18 protein-coding genes are annotated in these 21,030 nt (G+C 52.8%); 6 read left to right on the top strand and 12 right to left on the bottom strand.

Going from position 1 to position 21,030, the window contains the following annotated elements:
- Window positions 1-7 precede the first annotated feature (7 nt).
- The 4 genes from BM231_RS10810 to BM231_RS10795 all read right to left on the bottom strand — a co-directional run bounded on the left by BM231_RS10810 (window position 8) and on the right by BM231_RS10795 (window position 5,161).
- Window positions 8-1,216, bottom strand: a complete 1,209-nt coding sequence (locus BM231_RS10810) for an acetyl-CoA C-acetyltransferase (protein ID WP_093519261.1) — start codon at window positions 1,214-1,216, stop codon at window positions 8-10.
- A 70-nt stretch (window positions 1,217-1,286) separates the two neighbouring features.
- On the bottom strand, window positions 1,287-2,870 hold the full coding sequence (locus BM231_RS10805; RefSeq protein WP_093519259.1) for an AMP-binding protein: 1,584 nt from the start codon (window positions 2,868-2,870) through the stop codon (window positions 1,287-1,289).
- A 97-nt stretch (window positions 2,871-2,967) separates the two neighbouring features.
- On the bottom strand, window positions 2,968-3,588 hold the full coding sequence (locus tag BM231_RS10800) for a TetR/AcrR family transcriptional regulator (RefSeq protein WP_208860275.1): 621 nt from the start codon (window positions 3,586-3,588) through the stop codon (window positions 2,968-2,970).
- Window positions 3,589-4,141: 553 nt separating this feature from the next.
- Window positions 4,142-5,161: a LacI family DNA-binding transcriptional regulator gene (locus BM231_RS10795; protein ID WP_208860274.1), complete on the bottom strand. Its 1,020-nt coding sequence runs from the start codon at window positions 5,159-5,161 to the stop codon at window positions 4,142-4,144.
- Window positions 5,162-5,424: 263 nt separating this feature from the next.
- On the opposite strand from BM231_RS10795, the gene BM231_RS10790 reads away from it, so the two are divergent.
- The 4 genes from BM231_RS10790 to BM231_RS10775 all read left to right on the top strand — a co-directional run bounded on the left by BM231_RS10790 (window position 5,425) and on the right by BM231_RS10775 (window position 10,029).
- Window positions 5,425-6,228 carry a TIM barrel protein gene (locus BM231_RS10790; protein WP_093519705.1) on the top strand — a complete coding sequence of 268 codons (804 nt, stop codon included), beginning with the start codon at window positions 5,425-5,427 and terminating at the stop codon, window positions 6,226-6,228.
- A 102-nt stretch (window positions 6,229-6,330) separates the two neighbouring features.
- The gene (locus tag BM231_RS10785; protein WP_093519255.1) at window positions 6,331-7,248 is read left to right on the top strand and encodes a sugar ABC transporter substrate-binding protein; all 918 of its coding nucleotides are present in this window, start codon (window positions 6,331-6,333) and stop codon (window positions 7,246-7,248) included.
- Between the two features lie 170 nt (window positions 7,249-7,418).
- Window positions 7,419-8,957 (top strand): sugar ABC transporter ATP-binding protein, encoded by a 1,539-nt coding sequence (locus tag BM231_RS10780; protein WP_167550292.1) that lies wholly within the window; start codon window positions 7,419-7,421, stop codon window positions 8,955-8,957.
- 58 nt (window positions 8,958-9,015) lie between these two features.
- Window positions 9,016-10,029, top strand: coding sequence for an ABC transporter permease (locus tag BM231_RS10775; RefSeq protein ID WP_093519253.1), 1,014 nt, complete (start codon window positions 9,016-9,018; stop codon window positions 10,027-10,029).
- Between the two features lie 124 nt (window positions 10,030-10,153).
- Here BM231_RS10775 and BM231_RS10770 read toward each other — a convergent pair whose 3' ends face one another.
- The 8 genes from BM231_RS10770 to BM231_RS10735 all read right to left on the bottom strand — a co-directional run bounded on the left by BM231_RS10770 (window position 10,154) and on the right by BM231_RS10735 (window position 18,307).
- Window positions 10,154-11,215 carry a Gfo/Idh/MocA family protein gene (locus BM231_RS10770; RefSeq protein WP_093519251.1) on the bottom strand — a complete coding sequence of 354 codons (1,062 nt, stop codon included), beginning with the start codon at window positions 11,213-11,215 and terminating at the stop codon, window positions 10,154-10,156.
- A 132-nt stretch (window positions 11,216-11,347) separates the two neighbouring features.
- The gene (locus BM231_RS10765) at window positions 11,348-12,433 is read right to left on the bottom strand and encodes an ABC transporter ATP-binding protein (protein WP_093519249.1); all 1,086 of its coding nucleotides are present in this window, start codon (window positions 12,431-12,433) and stop codon (window positions 11,348-11,350) included.
- 11 nt (window positions 12,434-12,444) lie between these two features.
- The gene (locus tag BM231_RS10760) at window positions 12,445-13,296 is read right to left on the bottom strand and encodes a carbohydrate ABC transporter permease (protein WP_208860273.1); all 852 of its coding nucleotides are present in this window, start codon (window positions 13,294-13,296) and stop codon (window positions 12,445-12,447) included.
- A gap of 9 nt (window positions 13,297-13,305) precedes the next feature.
- Window positions 13,306-14,244, bottom strand: coding sequence for a carbohydrate ABC transporter permease (locus tag BM231_RS10755; RefSeq protein WP_063310139.1), 939 nt, complete (start codon window positions 14,242-14,244; stop codon window positions 13,306-13,308).
- Window positions 14,244-15,503 carry an ABC transporter substrate-binding protein gene (locus BM231_RS10750; protein WP_167550298.1) on the bottom strand — a complete coding sequence of 420 codons (1,260 nt, stop codon included), beginning with the start codon at window positions 15,501-15,503 and terminating at the stop codon, window positions 14,244-14,246. Before BM231_RS10750 ends, BM231_RS10755 begins: the two co-directional genes overlap by 1 nt.
- A 28-nt stretch (window positions 15,504-15,531) precedes the next feature.
- Window positions 15,532-16,695: a PLP-dependent transferase gene (locus BM231_RS10745; protein ID WP_093519245.1), complete on the bottom strand. Its 1,164-nt coding sequence runs from the start codon at window positions 16,693-16,695 to the stop codon at window positions 15,532-15,534.
- A complete protein-coding gene (locus BM231_RS10740) occupies window positions 16,692-17,417 on the bottom strand; it encodes a FadR/GntR family transcriptional regulator (RefSeq protein ID WP_167550291.1) in 726 nt (241 codons plus the stop codon). Before BM231_RS10740 ends, BM231_RS10745 begins: the two co-directional genes overlap by 4 nt.
- Before the next feature lie 404 nt (window positions 17,418-17,821).
- A complete protein-coding gene (locus tag BM231_RS10735) occupies window positions 17,822-18,307 on the bottom strand; it encodes a hypothetical protein (protein WP_093519243.1) in 486 nt (161 codons plus the stop codon).
- A gap of 219 nt (window positions 18,308-18,526) precedes the next feature.
- Between BM231_RS10735 and BM231_RS10730 the strand changes: the two genes are divergently transcribed.
- A complete protein-coding gene (locus BM231_RS10730; RefSeq protein ID WP_208860272.1) occupies window positions 18,527-19,552 on the top strand; it encodes a LacI family DNA-binding transcriptional regulator in 1,026 nt (341 codons plus the stop codon).
- A 194-nt stretch (window positions 19,553-19,746) separates the two neighbouring features.
- Entirely contained in the window at window positions 19,747-21,030 is a 1,284-nt protein-coding gene (locus BM231_RS10725; protein ID WP_208860271.1) for an ABC transporter substrate-binding protein, read from the top strand.

The raw sequence follows: 21,030 nt of genomic DNA, 5'->3' as shown, positions 1-21,030 counted from the left end.
TTCCCCGTTATACGCGCTCGATGATGGACGCGATGCCCATGCCGCCGCCAACACACATGGTGATCAAGGCACGCTTTTGGTTCCGGCGCTCCAGCTCATCAATCATGGTAGACACCAGCATGCCGCCTGTTGCGCCCAGTGGATGACCCATGGCGATTGCACCGCCAACCACGTTCAGCTTCTCGTCCGGCACGTTGAGGTCCTTCTGCAGACGCATCATGACGGAAGCGAAGGCTTCATTGATCTCAACCAGATCGATGTCATCAATGGTCAGGCCAGCCTTGGCGAGTGCCTTCTTGGAAGCAGGTCCCGGTCCGGTGAGCATGATGGTTGGGTCAGATGCCGTGACAGCGACTGAAAGCACGCGAGCGCGTGGGTTTAGGCCCATGTCCTTGCCAGCCTGTTCACTGCCGAGCAGGATCAGAGAAGCACCATCCACGATGCCGGAGGAGTTGCCCGGGGTGTGGACGTGGTTGATTTTCTCTACTTCCGGGTAACGGGCGAGTGCCACTGCATCAAAGCCCATAGCCCCATGCTTCTCAAAGCTCGCACGCAGCGAGCCGAGGGTCTGCATGTCCGTATTGGGCTTGATGAAGTCGTCTTTTTCTAAAACGATAATGCCGTTCTCGTCTTTGACCGGAACAACGGACTTGTCGAACCAGCCGTTATCGCGTGCGTGCGCTGCCCGCTGCTGACTGGCAACAGCTGCTGCATCCACATCATCCCGGCTCCAGCCCTCAATAGTGGCAATCAGGTCAGCACCAATGCCTTGCGGTACGAAGCCAGTGGCGAGCACGGTTTCCGGATCTTCGCTGAACGGTCCGCCATCAGTGCCCATAGGAACGCGGCTCATGCTTTCATAGCCGCCAGCGCAGATCATGTCTTCCCAGCCGGACGCAATACGCGCAGCGGCAGAGTTGAAGGTGTCCAGACCAGACGCACAGAACCGGTTGACCTGTGCGCCGGCCACGGACTGATCCCAGCCCGCTTTTTGCAGGGCGATCTTTGGCAGAACCGCACCTTGTTCACGAACTGGTGTCACGCAGCCCATGACGACATCATCCACGCGGGAGGTGTCTAAGTCATGCCGGCCCTGCATTTCAGAGAGAAGGGTCGTCACCAGATTGATTGGTTTGACTTCATTGAGGGATCCATCCGGCTTTCCTTTGGAACGCGGAGTGCGGATCGCATCATAAACGTATGCTGTCGTCGCCATGTGTTTCTACCGTGTCTTATGGACAAATAAGGGGTTAAGCACCGGGGCAACCGTGTCGCCCCGGCTGAACTCAAGCAATCTCGCGGTTCTGATTTTCCCAGAACGGCTCGCGGAGTTTGTTCTTCAAAACTTTGTTCATGGCAGAGAGCGGCAGCTCTTCTACCAGCGACATGGAGCGCGGACACTTGTAGCCAGCAATGCGCTCTTTTGTGTGGGCTCGGATTTCCTCAAAGGTCGGGGTTTTGCCTTCCTTCGGCACGATCACCGCATGCACGGCCTCACCATAGGTTTCATCAGGAATGCCGATCACGGCCACCATGGAGACATCCGGGTGCATGGAGATCGCGCTTTCCACCTCAGCGGTGTAAACGTTCTCTGCACCTGTAATGATCATGTCCTTGAGCCGGTCTTTCAGCGAGAGGATGCCCATGTCATCCACCATGCCGACGTCGCCTGTGCGATAGCCACCATTGCGCATCACGGCTGCGGTCTGGTCAGGAGCATTGTAATAGCGTTTCATGACGGCTGGAGAATACAGCACCACCTCACCAATTGTGTTGGCTGGCAGCTCATTGCCGTCCTCATCTTCGATGCGAAGTTGGATGAGCGGGGAGGCGGCCTGCCCCGCGGCACCAAAGCGCATGAGTTCGCCTTCGTGAAATTGCTTTGCAAGGAACGTCGCCGCCCCAGCCTCTGTCATGCCGTAAACCTGCATGAGATCGGTCTTTGGGAAATTCTCCTGAATCAGCTTCAGCAGGGCCTCAGAAATAGGCGAGGCACCGTAATAAAGCTGTGACACACGCAAAAAGTCTTCAGAGTTAAACTCCGGAGCATGCATCAGCATCTGGAACATGGCTGGCGCCATGAGGAAGGACGAAACGTCGAAGTTCTTAACCGCCGCCACCACAATATCCGGACGGAACATGGGTACAACCAGAGACGGCTTGTTCTGGATGAGGCGCGCCAGCAGCAGGCCATAACCAGAAAGGTGAAACAGCGGCATGACCAGAAGCGCAGGACGGTCATGGTAAGGAACGCCATTGGCAGCAACAAGATTGGCACTGGCGAGCATAGAACTGTGAGTGTGCACCACCCCTTTCGGGAACCCGGTGGTGCCGCCGGTGTAGCTCATGAAGCACTCGGTCTCTACATCACGGCCCAGCTCCAGCGCAATCGGCTCACTCAGGCAATCCGCATAGGCTGTGGTGCCTTCCGGTTGCTCCTTCTCACCCACATGAATGAAATGCTTCAGGCTTTCAGCACGCTCTTTGATGGCCGCCACCATAGGCGAGAACGTATCATCATAAACGATGGCCTCCATGCTGGAGTGGCCGATGGCGTAAAGCATCTCTTCAGCAGACCAGCGGATGTTGAGCGGAACGGAGATCATGCCCGCAATCATGGTGCCGATCATCGCTTCCACATACTCGGTGGAATTGAGGCTGAGAATGGCAACCCGTGCACCCGGCTCAAGACCTAGGTCTTGCAGGCCCTTTGCAAATTGACGGGTGCGCTTTGCAAACTGCGGATTGCTGAAAGCGCGACCACCAAGGTCTTTAAACAATGGAATGCCAGTGTCCACCTTCTGCAGATGGTTCACAAGCATATCAAAATTCATGGCACCTGCCGGTACCCCAGTATGTGTTCCAACCATATTCCCCTCCCAAGTCATAGGTTGAACAGCGCGATTGATGCGCTGTGCGTTTTAAAATGCGATGCCTGTTCCCTTCATAGTGCGCTGCTTCCGGCGCTTATTGTTTTTCAGGCAATGATGGTATCAATGAATACGCTGCTGGTTTCAGCAGGGTGATATCGAGGCTTGGATGCAGCTTTTGCTGCAACGCCACCCCAAGCAAATAACTTCCGATAGAAACAGCCTGAATGGCTGAATCCAGATCCTGCGGAAAGGCGCCTTCCGCTTTGCCGCGCTCCAGATAGGAGACAAGCAGCCGCTTTACGAACTCATGGGCGCGTTTCACCGCATCTCCTAAAAGAGCGTAGTCTGTAACGCTGCCAGCCATCAGCGCGAAATAAGCCTGATAGCTGGGCTTGTTCTGTAAATCATCAAAGTGAATGTCGATATACCGCCGGATCGCCTCCCTCGCGTTTGTCTCCGGTGGGATCTGCTGGGTAACGTGTGCCTCAGTCTCGCTCACCATGCGGTCGATCAGCTTGACGAACATCTCGTCCTTCTTGCCAAGTCTTTGAATAGTAAGACCGCGGCTATACCCCGCTTTCAGGCCGATGCTCTCACAGGTCGCCATCTGAACACCTTCCGCATTGATGATGCTCACCAGCGCATCAAAGAGCTTGCGTTCGGATTCCTCCCGTCGTTCGGCCTGTGTCTTCTTCTTTTCCAAATCAACCAACATTCACTCATTTTAATTGTTGAACGTTTAGCAAATAAAATGAAGTGAGTCCATGACGCATACGTCAGATCATCACTGAGTGAGCCTAAGGAATAAGACCCCACCTTTGCAATTGGCGGAAATTGAGGGCTGTTACTGCGTTACTGTCAGGTCGATGACGACGGCGGACCATGTCATACATCCAGTAACCGGAATGACCATAGTTTCATTCATCAAAACAACTGTCACTCTTGCAGCTTCACTCATTCCAACGTGGAACAAGATCGGTTGGTCCGCATATTATTCACAGCACCAAACCAAGTTGCCTGAGGGGACACCTCATTTTTGATGTGAATAACATCAGAAATACTACGTATAGCGATACTACGGATCGAACTTATCCGATCACCCTGCCATGATGCCGCTCTGTGAACGGGTTCAGAACGAGCGTAACAAGCGGAAAACACGGTATTTTTGCGCAAACTCGCGGTAATCCACACGCTTGGAGTGATGGAAAATATATTCCATTTTATGAAATCACAGTCTATATCATCCAAATATCTGCATCATAAATACATCAGATATTGAAGCGGGTCTTCAAAACAGGTGGCAAAACCTCGTATTCAGGTTGAATCCCATCAGGAAAATCTTTTTGCCGTCTAATGAGTTTGATGCACCGTTTCAGCTCGGTTTCCATGTCGTGTGTAATCACGAAGTCCATCTGGTCATTCTCAAGCAGTTTGCGCGAGTTCTTATTCAACTCGTGACCGATAAAGGTAATCGGCGAACCCGTCTCACCAATTGCCTTTGCAATGCCCGTATTTCCGCCTGCTACATTATATATTCCAAGCGGTGTCGCGCCTTCATCCAGTCGGTTTTTGATCAGCTTATAGACGGTTTCGGCGTCATCGTTGGAGTTGATGATCTCGCAGATCGTAATATTGGGGTAGTCCTTGCGTAACAACCGCCGAAATCCAGTCTCGCGCCCTTCCTGACAGTGATAGTGGGCACTGGTTGCAAGGAAGACCTCACCTGTCTTGCCACCAGAAAGTTTACCCAGCAACTGGGCTGCACACAGGCCTGCCGCGATCTGATCCATCCCAACGTAACCAAGGTGTTTGCTGCTTTGCTGGTCCGTCGTCAAGCAGATCACAGGTGTTCCGTTTTCACTGATTTCTTCAATAGCACGGGTGATGGCAGGATGTTCCCGCACGGCGATTATGATGCCGTCATACTTGTTTGCCCAGGAGATCATCTGCTCTGAAAACACACTCGGCTCAAAGTCCTTTGTGTGCGAAGAAAAGCATTTGAACCGCACGTTTGGGTCATCCCCATAACGCTGTTCCACCAGTTCCATTAGCTCTTCAATGAAGCTCGTTCCAGAATCCACCAGCAACCCCACGGTTATCGGAGAAACTTTTTCCAAAGCAACCTCTTCGGGCTCTTTTAGCCCTGCCAGTGCCTTGTGAACCAACCCCACTTTGACCTTGGAAACGCCCCCTCGTTTATTGAGGACGCGGTCAACTGTAGCGGTCGAAACTCCTGCCTTGTTTGCTATGTCCAACACACTCGGATTCTGCCAGCTGCCACGCCTCATATATATCACCTTTGATTGTTAAGCCATCAAAACGATCAATCTTGACGTCGGAATTCACATTTTGACTTCACGGGAGCAAACCTTCCAAAATATTGAAATGATGGAATATTCGTTCTCTCATCCCGATTTTACATGTAATTTCAGACTCTAAATTGACAGGTACCAGTACTTACATATGATCTTTAGCAGATCAAATTGATGTTTATACATCGGACATTGGGAGAAGTCGTTTGTCGGGAAACATCAACTTCGCGTTGAACCATATGCTTGCACCTCAAATGACGCTGGACGCGTTTTTTGGCATGGCTGCCTCCATGGAGATCAATGCCGTAGAAATCCGCAATGACATTGCTGGCAATCCGTTTGAGCAGAAAACACCAGCAGAAGACGTCAAAGCACTTGCTGAAAAGCATAACGTCGAAATCATCAGCATCAATGCCCTTCAGCGTTTTAACGAGTGGTCAGATGTTCGCCTTGCTGAAGCAAACGAACTCATCGGCTTTGCTGAGCGGTGTGGCTCCAGGGCTCTCGTCATGTGCCCGGTCAACGACCATGATTATGGCAAGAGCGATGATGAGCTAGCGGCAAACCTGCGCCAATCTCTGACAGAACTTAAACCACTGCTGGAGACTGCTGGGATCACCGGTCTCGTGGAGCCTCTGGGCTTTCCGCAGTGCTCTTTGCGCCGCAAGGCGGATGCTGTTGCAGCAATCCGCGATGTGAACGGCGAGGGTGTGTTCAAGCTGGTGCATGACACATTCCACCATCACCTTGCAGAAGAAACAGAGTTCTTCGCGGACCAGACAGGCCTCATGCACATTTCCGGTGTGGAAGATCCAGACCTTTCCATTGCGCAAATGTTGGACGATCACCGTCTGTTGGTGGGGGAAGCTGACCGTTTGGGCAACGCCGCACAAATCAAAACCATGCTTGCCAACGGGTACACAGGTCACGTGTCTTTGGAGCCATTTTCTCCAGTTGTGCATGCCCTTGAAAACGTGGTGGACGCCACGCAGGCAAGCTTTGATTTCCTGAAAAAAGAACTGCAGGCAGCAAACGCTGCCTGATCATCCAGGCGACTGATTTCGCTAAATAAATTGGCGTAGATGGGGATCCGCGCCAACCTAATCTTGGGAGAAGTGCCAGTTTTCGGCACGGAGGAGGAAGTAATGAAACGTACTCTATTGGCTCTAGCTGCATCGGCAATGATGACAACCAGCGTCATGGCTGAGAACATCGGCGTTTCAATGGCTTATTTTGATGACAACTTCTTGACCATCCTGCGCAACGCGATGGGCGACGAAGCTGCAAGTGCAGGCGGCGTTGAAATTCAGTTTGAAGACGCACGCGGCGACATCGGTAAGCAGATCGACCAGGTACAGAACTTCGTTGCACAGGGCGTTGATGCGATCATTGTGAACCCTGCTGACACATCTGCAACACCACGCATCACCAAACTGGCCAACAGTGCCGGTATCCCACTTGTTTACGTAAACCGTAAGCCAGAAGACAAAGAACTGCCTGAAAAGGTTGTGTTCGTGGGCTCTGATGAAGTTGTTGCTGGTCGTTTGCAGATGGAAGAACTGGCCAAGCAGATGGGTGGCAAGGGTAACGTTGCTATCATGCTCGGTGAACTGGCGTCCAACGGCACACGTGGCCGTACACAGGGCGTTAAAGAAGTTCTTGGCAGCTATCCGGACATCACGGTTGTTGAAGAACAGACAGCTGACTTCCAGCGTTCTGAAGCAATTGACCTGATGAACAACTGGATTGTTTCCGGCACTAAAATTGATGCCGTTGCTGCAAACAACGACGAAATGGCTCTGGGCGCTCTGATCGCAATGAAGCAGGCTGGCATTGCTGCAAGCGACATTGCAGTTGCTGGTGTTGACGCTACTCCAGATGCGCTGGCTTCCATGAAGCGCGGCCAGCTGTTCGCAACCGTGTTCCAGGACGCAAAAGGCCAGGGTGCAGGCTCTGTTAAAGCTGCGTTGAAGCTGGCTCGTGGTGAAAAAGTAGACACCATCGTTTGGATCCCATTCAAGCTGGTAAACAAAGAAAACCTTGGCGAGTTCCTCGACAAGTAAGCAGTTGAGCGAAAGGCTTTGCAGCCTTTCGCCTTGCTCTGGCGCGCGTTTCCTTCTCTCGGCTTTTGTCTCATGAGAAGAACGCGCCCAGCCTCCAAGTGATCAAGCTTCCGGGCCAGGCACCCGGAAGCCCCCTCACACTGCCAGCAGAAAAATGGAGTTCACGGACTGTGAGTTTAAGCACACAAGAGGCGGTACGTGAGAATAAGGGTGCCGCAGCCCAACAAAAATACCTGCTAGAAGTCGATAGTGTGCGCAAGGAGTTCCCCGGTGTTGTTGCACTGGATGATGTGAACCTGCGCATCCGACCCGGCACAGTTCATGCCCTCATGGGAGAAAACGGGGCGGGCAAGTCCACCCTGATGAAGATTATTGCAGGCATCTATCAACCAGACCGCGGAGAAGTTCGTCTGGGTGGCAAACAGGTCCAAATGGCCACGCCGCTGGATGCACTGGAGCAGGGCGTTGCCATGATCCATCAGGAACTCAACCTGATGCCGTTCATGACAATCGCCGAAAACATCTGGATCCGCAGAGAGCCGCTCACAAAGCTCGGGTTTGTTGATCATAAAGCACTGCGTGAGAACACAAAGAGGCTGTTTGACCGGCTGAACATCAATCTGGATCCGGAAACTGAAGTACGCGACCTGTCCATCGCCAACCGGCAGATGGTCGAGATTGCAAAAGCCATTTCCTATGAATCTGATGTGCTGATCATGGACGAGCCAACATCGGCTCTGACAGACCGCGAAGTGGAGCATCTGTTCCAGATCATCGCGAGCCTGAAGGCAGATGGAAAAGGCATCGTCTACATCACTCATAAGATGGATGAGGTCTTTGAGATTGCTGATGATGTCTCCGTCTTCCGTGATGGCAAATACATCGGCACAGATCTGGCCAGCAACTTGGACAGTGATCAGCTCATCCGCATGATGGTGGGCCGCGAGATCACCCAGATGTTCCCGAAAGAGGAAGTGCCAATCGGTGATGTGGTCCTTTCCGTGAAGGATCTGTGTCTGGACGGTGTGTTCGAGAACGTGAACTTCGAGCTGCGTGCAGGTGAAATTCTCGGTGTTGCAGGTCTGGTGGGCTCAGGTCGTACCAACGTGGCAGAAACCATCTACGGCGTGACCCCGGCAACGGGTGGCAGCATCACCGTATTCGGCGAGACAGTTGAGATCAAAACGCCAGCGGAGGCCATGGGTCACGGCATGGCGCTTCTGACCGAGGACCGCAAGGACACCGGTTTGTTCCTGATGCTCGACATTCAGGAGAACATGCAGATCGCGCTGCTCAGTCAGGACCATGTGAAAGCCGGGTTTGTGGCCGAAAGCGCTGTCTCCAAGCTGTGCACGGAAATGAGCAATGCTCTTCGCGTAAAAACGCCGGGTATGAACGAGCGTATCGAAAACCTGTCTGGGGGCAACCAGCAGAAGGTTCTGATCGGTCGCTGGCTGCTGACCAAACCTCGCATCCTCATTCTGGATGAGCCAACCCGCGGCATTGACGTGGGCGCCAAGGCAGAAATCCATAAGCTCATTACCAAACTGGCAGGTGAGGGCGTTGCTGTTCTCATGATCTCCTCTGAGATGCCGGAGGTGCTGGGCATGAGTGACCGCGTGATGGTGATGCATGAAGGACATGTCACCGGAATTCTGGATCGAGCTGAAGCAGATCAGGTCAGCGTTATGCGGCTTGCTTCTAACTAAGAATTTTCATGCGCGGCAGCTTTAAGCGCCCGACGCAGAGATTGAAAGGACTTGCCAGATGGCAAATGCAACTGATGTAGCTGAGACGAACGCTCCAGCTAGAAAACTGCCGGTTGAGGCCAACATCTTCCTCGTACTGATCGGCATTGCAGTCTTTTTTGAAGTCCTGGGCTGGATTGTGAAGGGTGATACCTTCCTGTTTAACCCACAGCGCCTGCTGATCATGGTTTTGCAGGTCTCCATTATCGGCCTTCTCGCCATTGGCGTGACACAGGTTATCATCACCGGCGGTATTGACCTGTCTTCAGGCTCGGTGCTCGCGCTCTCGGCCATGGTGGCCGCCAGTTTTGCACAAACCTCTGACTATACGCGCGCCGTGTTCCCGATGTTCACGGACATGCCGTTCCTCGTACCAGTATTGGCTGGTATCGCCGTCGGGGCCTTAGCCGGGTTCATAAACGGGTCGTTGATAGCCTACACGGCCATCCCTCCGTTTATTGCAACTCTCGGCATGATGGTAACAGCACGTGGTCTGGCGCGTTACTACACCAAGGGTCAGCCAATCAGCCTGCTTTCTGAAGAATACATGTGGCTCGGTTCCGGCACCATTCCAGTGATCATCTTCCTGATGGCCGCGTTTATCTTCCACATAGCCCTGCGCTTCACCCGCTACGGCAAGTTCACCTATGCAACTGGTGCAAATGTTCAGGCAGCAAAGGTCTCCGGTATCAACGTTGGTCGTCACCTGATCAAAGTGTACACCCTTGCAGGTTTGCTTGCTGGTTTGGGCGGTGTAGTTGCCGCGGCGCGAGCTGGCAGTGGACAGGCCGGTATGGGCCTTGCATATGAGCTTGACGCCATCGCTGCAGCTGTTATTGGCGGAACAAGCCTTGCAGGCGGCGTTGGCCGCATCACAGGCACCGTTATCGGAACCATTATTCTGGGTACAATGATGAGTGGTTTCACGTTCCTTGGTATTGATGCTTACATCCAGGACATCGTGAAAGGTGGTATCATTGTAGCTGCAGTGGTTGCCGATCAGTACCGCCAGCGCAAGCGGGCCAAGGTCTGATCAAACCGCGAAAGAATTTAGGCTAAAACCTCCCACGGATTATGCCTAATACCCGAGCAGGAGAGCCCTCGTCCGGCCTCCTGCTCATTTTTTATCTGCAGGGCTTAAAGCCGCTTTCCAACCGTTATATATAGGCCTTCGACAACTCTGCCTCACGTACATCAACCTTTGATCCGGTGTGCGAAGAGTTCTCAATCGCTTCAATCAGAGCATGCACCATCAGCGCGTCATGGCCGGTAACTTTCGGGTCGCGGTGCTCAATGATACTGAGGGCAAAGTCGTCAATGAGATCCCGGTGCCAGTCGCATGGAAACGCCATGGGATTAGCGCCGCCGCCTGTCCCGTCCTTCGTCCCGCTGCGCTCACCAAACACATCGATGGAACCGTCACGATAAGTCACCGTGAGCTTGCTGCCTTCCAGATGTGCAGATGCTTTTGACCCATCCAGCACCAGCGTTTCTTTTGTATCCGGATAGGTTGCCGTTGTTGCCATGATGGACCCGACAGCCCCGCTATAAAACTCAATGCCAGCAGTCGCGAAATCTTCGGCTTCCATCTTATGCGCTGTAGTCGTTGCACACATGGCTTGCACGGATTTTGCCGGGCCGGTCAGGCTCAGCATCAGGTCCAGCACATGAATAGCCTGCGTGATCAACACGCCTCCACCGTCCCGCGCATATGTTCCACGGCCTGCCTGATCATAATAGACCTGATCTCGCCACCATGGGATGTTCGCCCGCACCAGGTGAATATCGCCCAAGGCCCCTTCAGAAAGCAATGTCCTCAGCTGCTTTGCACCCTCGCGAAACCTGTGTTGGAATACCACGCCATATTTCACGCCTGCATAATCGCAGAGTTCCACCAGCTCAGCCGCTGCATCATAGGTTCGTTCTAACGGCTTTTCTGTCAGGATGTGCTTGCCTGCACCGGAAAACAACTCAATCAGATCATGTCGTTGATCCGGCGGGGTCAGCAGCAGGACAGCATCAATCTCCGGATCACTGGCAATCTGCTCGGGGCTGTCAAAGCACGGCCAGCCGTATTGCTTAGAGACAGCCTCTGCCTTGGCTTTTGTTCGAGTATAAAGGCCTGCGACTTCCACGTGATTTCTCAGCAGGTCAAGCGCTTCCAGATGTGGTTTTGCGGCCATTCCCAAACCAACGACGGCCAGACTGATCGAGGGCATTCAGAGGAATTCCTTCTGCGGTACATATATCAGGCAGTATTTATACCAGTTTAGGTTGCCCCAGAAGAACGTGGAAACCCTGAGTCCAGAAAAACGGTTCGTTGCCGCAACAACGAACCAGTTCAGGGGAACTTATACAGGAGACTCCAGCCGCATTTCCGTCCGAGCATCAAACATATGCAGCTTTTCTTTAATGTAAGACACATGAACCTGCGTGCCTTCAGCAATGTCAGGCCGGTCGAGTGTGAAGATTTTAAGGCTGTCTTGCCCAACACGCACATGAACCAGCGTGGAAAGACCCATGGGTTCAATAAGATCCACAGTTGCCGGGAGACTTGCCGGACCTTCCTCCACGATCATCAGATGCTCCGGTCTCACACCCAGAATAACGTCCATCCGGTCCTTCAAATCCAAGCTTTTGGGCAAAATAATCTGGTGTCCTTGATCTGTTTGAAGGTGATACCCCTCGCCAGACGCCGACGCTGTGCCCCTGATAAAGTTCATAGCTGGAGAACCGATGAAGGAAGCCACAAAAACGTTGGCTGGCTTGTCGTAGATTTCCAGCGGCGTACCAACTTGCTGAATATATCCATCATGCATCGCAACGATTCTGTCGGCCATTGTCATGGCTTCAATCTGATCATGGGTCACGTAAATAGACGTCGCATTGAGCTTGCGGTGCAGCTTGCGGATTTCCGAGCGCATCTGCTCACGAAGGCGCGCATCCAGATTGGAGAGCGGCTCATCAAACAAAAATGCCTGCGGGTCACGCACAATCGCTCGGCCCATAGCAACACGCTGTCGCTGACCACCAGAAAGTGCTTTCGGGCGACGTTCCAACAGGCCATTCAGGCCGAGGATGTTGGAGACCCCGTTCACGGCACTTGCGATCTTCTCCTTTGGCGATTTGCGAAGGGTCATCGCGTAGCTGATGTTCTCCTCCACGCTCATATGTGGATAAAGCGCATAGGACTGGAACACCATGGCGATGTCCCGATCGCGTGGTGGCAAATCATTGATGATCCGCTCGTTGATTGAAATCGAGCCGGATGTCACTTCCTCCAGCCCCGCAATCATGCGCAGCAAGGTGGACTTGCCGCAGCCGGACGGGCCAACCAGCACAATGAACTCACCATCCTGAATGTTCAGGTCGATCCCGTGCAAAACAGCGGTGTTTCCGTAGGATTTGGTTGCCTCGGTGATTTGAATAGAAGCCATAGGGTACCTCGTTATCCTTTGACCGCACCGGCGGTAAGACCCTGCACCAGATAACGCTGGATGAGGAAGAAGAAGATTGCTGCTGGAATGAGAGCCAGGAAGCCCGCTGCCATCATCTGCCCAAAATCGACAGAGAATTTGGAGACGAACGTGAGCAAGCCAACCGGGAAGGTGACTGCATCTGGACTGCTGACCAGCATCAGCGCAAAGAGCAGCTCGCTCCACGCTGCGGTAAAGACAAAGCCAAGCGTGGCTGCAATGCCCGGCAAGGTGAGCGGGAAGATAATCTTCACCAGTGCCCCAAAGCGGGTGTTACCGTCAATCATGGCTGCTTCTTCAAGGTCTTTGGGAATGCCATCAAAAAACGACTGCATTAAAAACGTCGCGAACGGAACGTTGAAGGCCGTGTAGACCACCACAAGGCCGAGCAGACTGTCCGTCAGCCCCAGCGGCGTGAGGATGCGGAAGATCGGCGCAATCAGCATGACCAGTGGGAACATTTGGGTGATCAGCATCAACACGATGATGACCGCCTTGCCCCGGTAGTGAAACCGCGAAAACGAATAGCCCGCCGCTGCTGCAATCAATGTGGAAATGACAGCCGTTGAACCTGACACGATGGCCGAGTTGATGAAGAACTGCGGAAAGTCCGTATCTGTCATCACCTGCGAGAAGTTGGCCCACGTCATTTCCGAGGGCCACATACGGATACCTTCAGAGTAGAGCAGTTTGGTCGGTGTCACCGCAACCTTGAACAGCCAGAAGAGCGGAAACAGCGCAAAGAACAGATAACAGGCGAGCAGGCTGTAATGAACACTCCAGTCCGCCACCCGCTGGCCCTTTGATTTTGCATAGTATGCCATGACAGAGCCTCAGGTTTCGCGCAGCAGACTGCGTCTGATGAAGATGATGGAGACCGCATAAGCCATCAACAGAACCAGCAGCACAGCCGCAATTGCGGAGGCGTAGCCAAAGTCCAGACGGCGGAAGGCCTGCGTGAAGATGTAACTGGACACGATCTGGGTTGAATCTGCCGGTCCGCCATTGGTCATGACGATAATGAGATCCGCAAAGTTGGCGATCCAGATGGTGCGCAGCATCAGCGTAATCGCGATGGTTGGCGCTAGAAACGGCAGCGTGATGCTGACAAATTGCTGCCTGCGGCTTGCCCCATCAATGGAGGCAGCCTCATAAATCTCACCCGGAATGGATTGAAGCGCAGCCAGCAAGGTGATGGCAAAAAACGGAATGCCGAACCAGATGTTGGCGACGATTGGTCCCCACATGGCGAGGTCAGGGTCCGACAGAATGTTGGTCGGCTCGCTCAGGATACCGAGCGCAAACAGCCATTGGGGCAGGGGGCTGATGACTGGATTGAACATCCACGCCCAGTTGAGGCCAGACAGGAACGCAGGCACCGCCCATGGCAGAAAAACAAGCGACTGGATGATGCGCCGTCCCGGAAACGTACGGTTGAGCAGCAGAGCCAGCATTAAACCCAGAAAGAACTGAAAGAACAGTGAGGTGACTGTCCACCAGAAGGTATTGTAAAGGGCATTGTGAAAGTTCTGGTCGTGCCAGATCGCCTCAAAATGCGCAAAGCCCACATAACCACCGCTGAACGGGTTGAGGATGCGGATGTCTCTGACCGTGTAAGTCAGGCCAACAACCAGCGGCACCATCATCACCGTCACCAGCAATACAATGGCTGGAGAGGCGTAAAAGTAAGGCTCAAATCGGGATAGGAATCTGCGGGAGGCCACACCCTGCCGACTGGCAGGGTGTGTTCCAAGGTCTGTGGCAGCTGTCATCACTGTTTAGCCAGCCACTTTTTCTGTGCTGTGGTGAGGTAATCTCCCCACTCCTTGCCCAACTCTTCCGCAGACTTGCGACCCAGCAGGGCTTCCTGACTGGTGCGGATGGAGATGGAATCTTTGAAGAACGCGAACTCTTCCAAGTGGGTTGGCATTGTCAGCGGGTGGACGTCCGGATCGGACAGCTCTTCAAACCAGCCAGCAAATTGTGGTGTGTTGTAGTGCGGATCACTTTCTGCATCTTTGTAGATAGGCAGAGTTCCTACGCGCTTGGACCACTCCAAGTTTGCATCGCGGCTTTGAAGCTTCGCAATCAGTTTCCAGGAGGCGTCTTTGTCTTCGCTGTCAGCAAACATGGACCAGCCCGCATACCCGATGGTTGGGTAGGCCTTGCCGTTTGGACCTTTTGGCATGGTGGTTACACCAAAATCATTCGGGTCCATGCGTTGCGAAATACCGATAAGCGCATCCGGATCCTGATCAAGCATCGCACATGTGCCGGAGTAGAAGCCTGCCACGATCTCGTTGAAGCCCCAGTTCAGGCTGTCTTTTGGCGCAAGACCATCCTGATAGAGATCCACCATGAACTGAGCACCTTTGATCCACGCGTCCGTGGACATGATGCTGTTGCCTTCCTCATCGAAGAACTGATCTGTGCCAGCTGCTGTTGCACCAAACACAGCCCAGCCATTTAAACCGCCGGACCCACCACGCAGGCAGAAGCCGTATTTGCCAGGAAGAGCCGATACTTTTTCAGCTGCATCGCGGAAGTCATCCAATGTCACAGGTGGATTTTCAACACCCGCTTCCTTGAAGAGCTTCTTGTTGTAGAACATGGCGCGCAGGTAGAAGCCGTAAGGCAGCATGTAAGCAGTACCGGAACCACTGCGGGCCATCTCAATGGTGCGGGCGTTCAGTTTTTCGGTGCCATCCCAGCTCTTCAGGTAAGGCTCAAGGCTCTCCAGCGCGCCGTTATTTGCATAAAGCGCGGCCCATGTATCTGGCATTTCAACCACATCCGGCGTCTGACCAGCAGAAACCATAGTCGCGAACTTCTCGAACGCCTGCCCCCAAGGCAACGAGATGATTTCGACGTTGGTGCCCGGATTTTCTGCTTCAAACTCTGAAACAATACTCTGCAAGACCTTGGTACGCTCCGGGCTTGTGATCACCTCCACCAGTCGAAGATTGGTTTCAGCAGCTGCCGGACCTGCAATAGCTGTTGCCACAAGACTTGCGGCCAATAACTTTTTCAAACTCATAATTGCCTCTCCTCTAGCAATGTTATTCTGATGCTGCCCCTAACGCTTCTTCGAGGTCCCCCCAGAGATCCTCAGGGTCTTCAAGGCCAACATTCAGGCGAACGACGTGCGGTGACACGCCAAAGAATGCGGTTGAGTTTGGTCCTCCCGATTGAATGAGAGAGGCCTGTGCAGGGCAAATCAGGCTTTCATGCCCGCCCCAACTCACACCGATTTTGAAAATTTTCAGATGGTTACACAGTGCTTCGACGCTGACATTATCTGTCAGTTCAATGGAAAAGAGACCGGAGGTTCCGCGCAGTCCCGGGTGGGTCTTGTTCTGGAATGCCGGATGGAAAACAGTTTTCACGCGAGGATGCTCAGTCAGTCGCTTGGCGATCTCCAGCCCCGCTTGCTCATGGGCTTTCATGCGGATTGGCAATGTCCGCAACCCGCGCAACAGCAGCCATGCCTCAAACGGCGCAATCTTGCCGCCCAGATATTGGGTCACTTCTCCGCGGATCTGCGCCACGCGTTCAGCTGACGTGGCGATCACCCCCGCGACCACGTCACTATGGCCGCTGATGTACTTGGACGCTGAATGCACGACAATATCGCAGCCCAACTTGATCGGGTTTTGGAAGATAGGCGAGGCCCAACTGTTGTCGATGATTGTGGGGACACCTGCCTCTTTCGCCCGAGCACACAATGCTTGCACATCATGCGCCTCCATGATCCAGCTGGTCGGACTTTCCAGATAAAACAGGCTATGCCCGGGAAGGCCGGCTTCAACAGTCGCGAGATTGCCGCCATCAATATAATCAACGCTCACACCAAATTTGCGCAGGAAGATCTCAAAGAAGCGAAAGGTGTCCGGATAAACATGTTTGACGGACAGGATCCGGTCACCGGGCTTCACCACCGACAAGATGGCTGAAGAGATGGCGGCCATCCCACTGGAAAGCGCCAGCGCATCTTCAGCACCTTCCAACTTGGCGATCTTCTCCTCAAAGGCGCGAACGGTTGGATTGATACCGCGCGTGTAAACCGGGCGATTGATCTTACCCGAGAAGGTGTCACACATCTCCTGATAGGAGGAGAACGTGAAAAGCGAGTTTTGAAAAATCGGCGGCACAACGGCATCCGCAAAGGACGTCTCATCATGCGCTACGATAGTTGCTGTGTCCTCCCCCCACAGATCGATCATCCCAAATCCGTTTCCTGTGCCATCTGCACAATATCTTCTTCAACCACAGCCAAAATTTCCAAGGTATGTTTGCGGGCCATCTCCGTGTCTCCAGCGGCGATGGCGTCAAATAATTGTCGGTGAAATGGGAAAGACCGTCCGGCAAAGTCCTTGCGGTTGAACGGCATCTCAAAAAAGCTCTCAAAAGATTCCCGCATCTGCTGCAGCAACTGCTCAAACAACGGATTGCTTGCAGCACGGTAAATTGACAGGTGAAACTCAAGGTCCTCCGGGCCAGCCGTCCCGTTGAGATGATGGACCGCTTCCATGTGCTCCAGTTTGGTGCGCATCTCTTCAATCTCTTCCGGCGTTGCCCGCTTGGCTGCCAGAATTGAGGCTTCAACTTCAAGCGCACGGCGCACTTCCAGCGTCTGCAACAAGCCATCGCGCTTGGTTGCGATGGACAGCGGCAAGTAAACTGTTTTCTCAGAGAGAGGGCGCTTCAAATAGGTCCCGGATCCACGGCGGATCTCCACGATCCCCAATGCTTGCAAATGGCGTATCACCTCACGAATGGACGAGCGGCCAACCTTCAGGCCGTTCATCAGCTCTCGTTCCGTGGGCAGTTTGTCACCAGGCTGCAAGCCTTCCTCCACGATGAAATCTGTCAGCGACTGCAGGATTGCATCGCTTCTGTCCTCGGTCTTGATTGGCCGAATTTTATTATTGGATGGGCTTGGCACATTAGGCTCCGCACAGATGTTCGTTTCATATTGTCTGCCATCAGACGTCAGACCAATTTTAGAGCCATGATTTTACGCTTGTAAACATCAGCTGTGCACAACCCTTGATTTATCGCAGCGCACCCAAAAGGAAAACTGTGAGATATCAGCGAGCTACGCTCGAGGTATTAATGTAAGGAAGAGGAGGGATTTGGGAGCGAAAGCCAGCAGAACATGGCCTGTCAGAAGCAACAACACCTGCAAACACGCAGCATGACGTGCGTATGAGTCATAATCGCCAACCTAAGCAATCTGAGCTCCATTGCTCGTAAATGCAGAAGAAACTACGGCAATACCTGAATGATGGTCTTCTGTTTGTGTCTTTGCAGCCCAGCCCAAGCCTATAAGCGCTGCCTGCATCAACCTTAATGCACGCTTCCGCCTGAATTCTTCTTCAGAATATCAGTCAGAACGTGGGATGGGACGGGCAGCATGACCTGACCGAGGGACTTAAGCGTTTCGGCGAAGTTTGAGGCAGCTTGTTCAACTTCTTCGCATCTTTGCGGGCAGGTGATGTGCTGCAGGCAGAGGTCAACCGTATCAACATCGTGTTGCAGACCTGCGATCAGACCCATGGTCAAACATTCTTCGATGCACAGATGTTGAGAGTCGTAAGGGTATGAGCGAAGCGGACATGCTGCGCAGCGCTTTAGTGTCCGCACATATTGGGACAAACTGGCAAGCGCCACGCCGGCGTTTTGATGACCAAGCACCTCACTGTAGAGGTCCCAGGCCATCTCCCAAGGCGTGATGGAACCTGTCTCAAAGCCAGAGGACCAACGGCGATATCCCTCAAGAACCAGTCTTTCTGGTTGGCGTTCCAGATAAACATCATTTGCCCCAACATCCATGGGTATCGCCTCTTTGGTGCGTCTGGCGTTCGTGTTACTCCGCCAGCAATTTAAACATGAGTATCACAGTATAGTTTAATACAGCATGGATGTTCAAGCAGGAGTTTCGACTAGCAGAGTATTTTGCTGCGGAAATTGCGTTGATACACAGGGTGGTTGTGTCCACTGGCAAACTCATGCAATCTCCGGAGCTTGCAACAGCATGTCACGAGGAACCGGATGAGCGAAACAAGAGACGACCGTCAGGCAGCCACCATAGTGGATGTAGCTGAGCGTGCTGGAGTGGCCGTAGGCACGGTGTCGCGTTTCATCAACGGGCGTGAGGTGCGCAAAACCAACGAAATGCGCATTCGCGAAGCTATCAAGGAGCTGGGTTACCAAACCAACACCTTCGCGCAGGCCATGAAAACTGATGTGACCAAGACAGTCGCCGTGGTGATGGATGGGTTTGATGAGTTCCACACCCAGGTGCTCTCCAACGCCATCACTCAGTTTTTCGATCATGGCTATCAGGTCACCACTTATCATCTTAAGAACGAACCAGGCGAGCTGGATAATCTTCTGTCCATCATGAACGCCCGCAAGTTTGACGGGGTGGTGATGAGTGGCACATTCAACAACACCATCTCGCTGGATCAGTTGCGCTCTTTGCAAAAGCCAATTGTTCTGTTCAACGATGAATCCACAGGCATCGATATTGACCGAGTGCTGGTGAACAATCGAGAAGCCTCCAAACGGGCCGTGCAACATATGATCGAGATGGGGCATGAGCGCATCGCGATCATTAAGGCCAGTGATCTGCAGTCTTCCTCACGCGGGCGCTATCAGGGCTTTTGTGATGCCATGGAAGAGGGCGGTCTACAGGTACGCGGTGAATACATCTACGAAGGAGACTGGCGTCTTTCAGATGGATATTTCGCACTTCAACAGTTGATGGCCTTACCTGAACGACCAACGGCTTTATTCTCAGTCAACTATGAGATGACTATGGGTGTGTTGGAAGCGATGAAAGAGATGGGATTGGAAGTCGCCCAAGACCTCTCATTGGTCAGCTATGATGATCCCTATTTCTTCCGCTTGCTAACCCCCAGCATCACAGCAATTGCACAGCCGCATGATGTAATTGCAACCCGCTTGGTTGAGATGATGTTGACGCGGCTTAACAATGGCATTTCCTCCTCCTCACGTAAAATGACTGTCTCCTGTGATGTGATCCTGCGTGATTCCGTCGCCCGTTTGCTTTGACTTTTTTCACAGAGGTTGGAGAAGGGGAAAGTGCTTTTGTTTCATAGAACATAGGTTCTGTGCCAAGCAAATATGCCGCTTTGCAACAAAGTTGAAAATATTGAAATTAGTTGACAACGGTATCAACTAAAGGAAAACTTCCTGTATGACGCAGGGTCTCGATGGGGGAGGACCTGCTAGTCTGGGGGGATATTATGAAATTAATTCGGCTCGCGGCAGCGGCTTCTCTTTTTGCGTTTTCATCATTTTCATCCGCTAATGCGGAAACAGAACTCAAAGTCTGGAACCTGACCAGTTCTTCTGATGCGGTCAACAAACATTGGGAAGAGGTGATCGCCACCTTTGAGGAGAACAATCCCGGCATCTCGATCAACTACGAGACTTTTCCGAATGATGCCTACAAGACCGGTTTGCAAGTCGCGCTCGCTTCAAACGCAGGACCAGATATTTTCTTCAACTGGTCTGGCGAAGATGCTGCGGTTCTTTCCCGTAATGGCCTGACTGCTGACCTGACGGAAATTGGCGCGAAACCTGGTATGTGGGGCGAGAAGATTGCACCGGGCATGTTTGATGCTTTCTCGGTGAACGGAAAAATCCATGGCGTACCAACGCACCTGATCACCAAGTACATGTTCTACAACACCAGCTTCTTTGCAGATAACAATCTGAGCGTTCCTACCACGCTTGGTGAGCTGAAAGCCTCCTGTAAAGCCATCCGCGACATCAATCCGCGCATGTCGCCTATTTCACTGGGCAACGCAGAAAAGTGGAAAGGCGTGCACTACATCTCTACGCTGAACCAGAAGATCGTCGGCGAAGAGCAAGTTGCGAAAGACTACGCGTTGCAGGGTGAAGCCTCTGAACTGTTCTCTGATCAAGGTTATGTGGAAGCGCTGCAAACACTCGTAGATCTCAGTCAGGCTGGTTGCTTCAACAAAGCACCAAACGCCACCACAGCAGATGCCTCCCGCAGCCTGTTTGCGGCTGGTCAGGCAGCTATGATTTACTGCGGGAACTGGTGTCCGGGCACGTTTGACAGCGAAGGCCTTGAAGGCGGTTATGATCTCGCCCGCTTCCCAGCAGCAGAAAACGGCAAAGGCAATCAGGGCTATAACTTTGCCCTGCTGGAAGGCTATCAGATCTCAGCCAGAACGAAAAACATGGATGCCGCCTCCACCTTTGTGAATTTCCTCATTTCTGGAGAAACCCAAGCAAAGCGTGCGCGTGATTTCGGTCGTTTGCCCGTTAATGCCTCTCATATGGGTGAGGAAGACGGCACGCCAATTTTCCGCAAAATCGCCAAGGATGCAGGCAGCTATGCCGGTCTGGTGCTTATTCTGGATGTTGGGTTGGAGAAGTCTGTTTCTGAGCATTACCTCAGCATCATTCAGGAAGTGCTGAATGAAACCAAGACTCCCGAGCAAGCCATGGATGAAATCCGTGCGCGTGCTCAAAAAGCAAAAGAGCAACAGGGCTAA

Source organism: Pseudovibrio ascidiaceicola (assembly GCF_900114245.1).
Classification (GTDB): Bacteria; Pseudomonadota; Alphaproteobacteria; order Rhizobiales; family Stappiaceae; genus Pseudovibrio; species Pseudovibrio ascidiaceicola.
This window is presented reverse-complemented; position numbering and strand designations above follow the sequence as displayed.

Excerpts from the sequence above, each read along its gene's own strand:
- BM231_RS10755 (WP_063310139.1), bottom strand. The coding sequence starts at position 14,244 with ATGACAGCTGCCACAGACCTTGGAACACACCCTGCCAGTCGGCAGGGT.
- BM231_RS10785 (WP_093519255.1), top strand. The coding sequence starts at position 6,331 with ATGAAACGTACTCTATTGGCTCTAGCTGCATCGGCAATGATGACAACC.
- BM231_RS10770 (WP_093519251.1), bottom strand. The coding sequence starts at position 11,215 with ATGCCCTCGATCAGTCTGGCCGTCGTTGGTTTGGGAATGGCCGCAAAA.
- BM231_RS10805 (WP_093519259.1), bottom strand. The coding sequence starts at position 2,870 with ATGGTTGGAACACATACTGGGGTACCGGCAGGTGCCATGAATTTTGAT.
- BM231_RS10790 (WP_093519705.1), top strand. The coding sequence starts at position 5,425 with ATGCTTGCACCTCAAATGACGCTGGACGCGTTTTTTGGCATGGCTGCC.
- BM231_RS10800 (WP_208860275.1), bottom strand. The coding sequence starts at position 3,588 with ATGTTGGTTGATTTGGAAAAGAAGAAGACACAGGCCGAACGACGGGAG.
- BM231_RS10795 (WP_208860274.1), bottom strand. The coding sequence starts at position 5,161 with ATGAGGCGTGGCAGCTGGCAGAATCCGAGTGTGTTGGACATAGCAAAC.
- BM231_RS10730 (WP_208860272.1), top strand. The coding sequence starts at position 18,527 with ATGAGCGAAACAAGAGACGACCGTCAGGCAGCCACCATAGTGGATGTA.
- BM231_RS10735 (WP_093519243.1), bottom strand. The coding sequence starts at position 18,307 with ATGGATGTTGGGGCAAATGATGTTTATCTGGAACGCCAACCAGAAAGA.
- BM231_RS10760 (WP_208860273.1), bottom strand. The coding sequence starts at position 13,296 with ATGGCATACTATGCAAAATCAAAGGGCCAGCGGGTGGCGGACTGGAGT.
- BM231_RS10775 (WP_093519253.1), top strand. The coding sequence starts at position 9,016 with ATGGCAAATGCAACTGATGTAGCTGAGACGAACGCTCCAGCTAGAAAA.
- BM231_RS10765 (WP_093519249.1), bottom strand. The coding sequence starts at position 12,433 with ATGGCTTCTATTCAAATCACCGAGGCAACCAAATCCTACGGAAACACC.
- BM231_RS10745 (WP_093519245.1), bottom strand. The coding sequence starts at position 16,695 with ATGATCGATCTGTGGGGGGAGGACACAGCAACTATCGTAGCGCATGAT.
- BM231_RS10725 (WP_208860271.1), top strand. The coding sequence starts at position 19,747 with ATGAAATTAATTCGGCTCGCGGCAGCGGCTTCTCTTTTTGCGTTTTCA.
- BM231_RS10810 (WP_093519261.1), bottom strand. The coding sequence starts at position 1,216 with ATGGCGACGACAGCATACGTTTATGATGCGATCCGCACTCCGCGTTCC.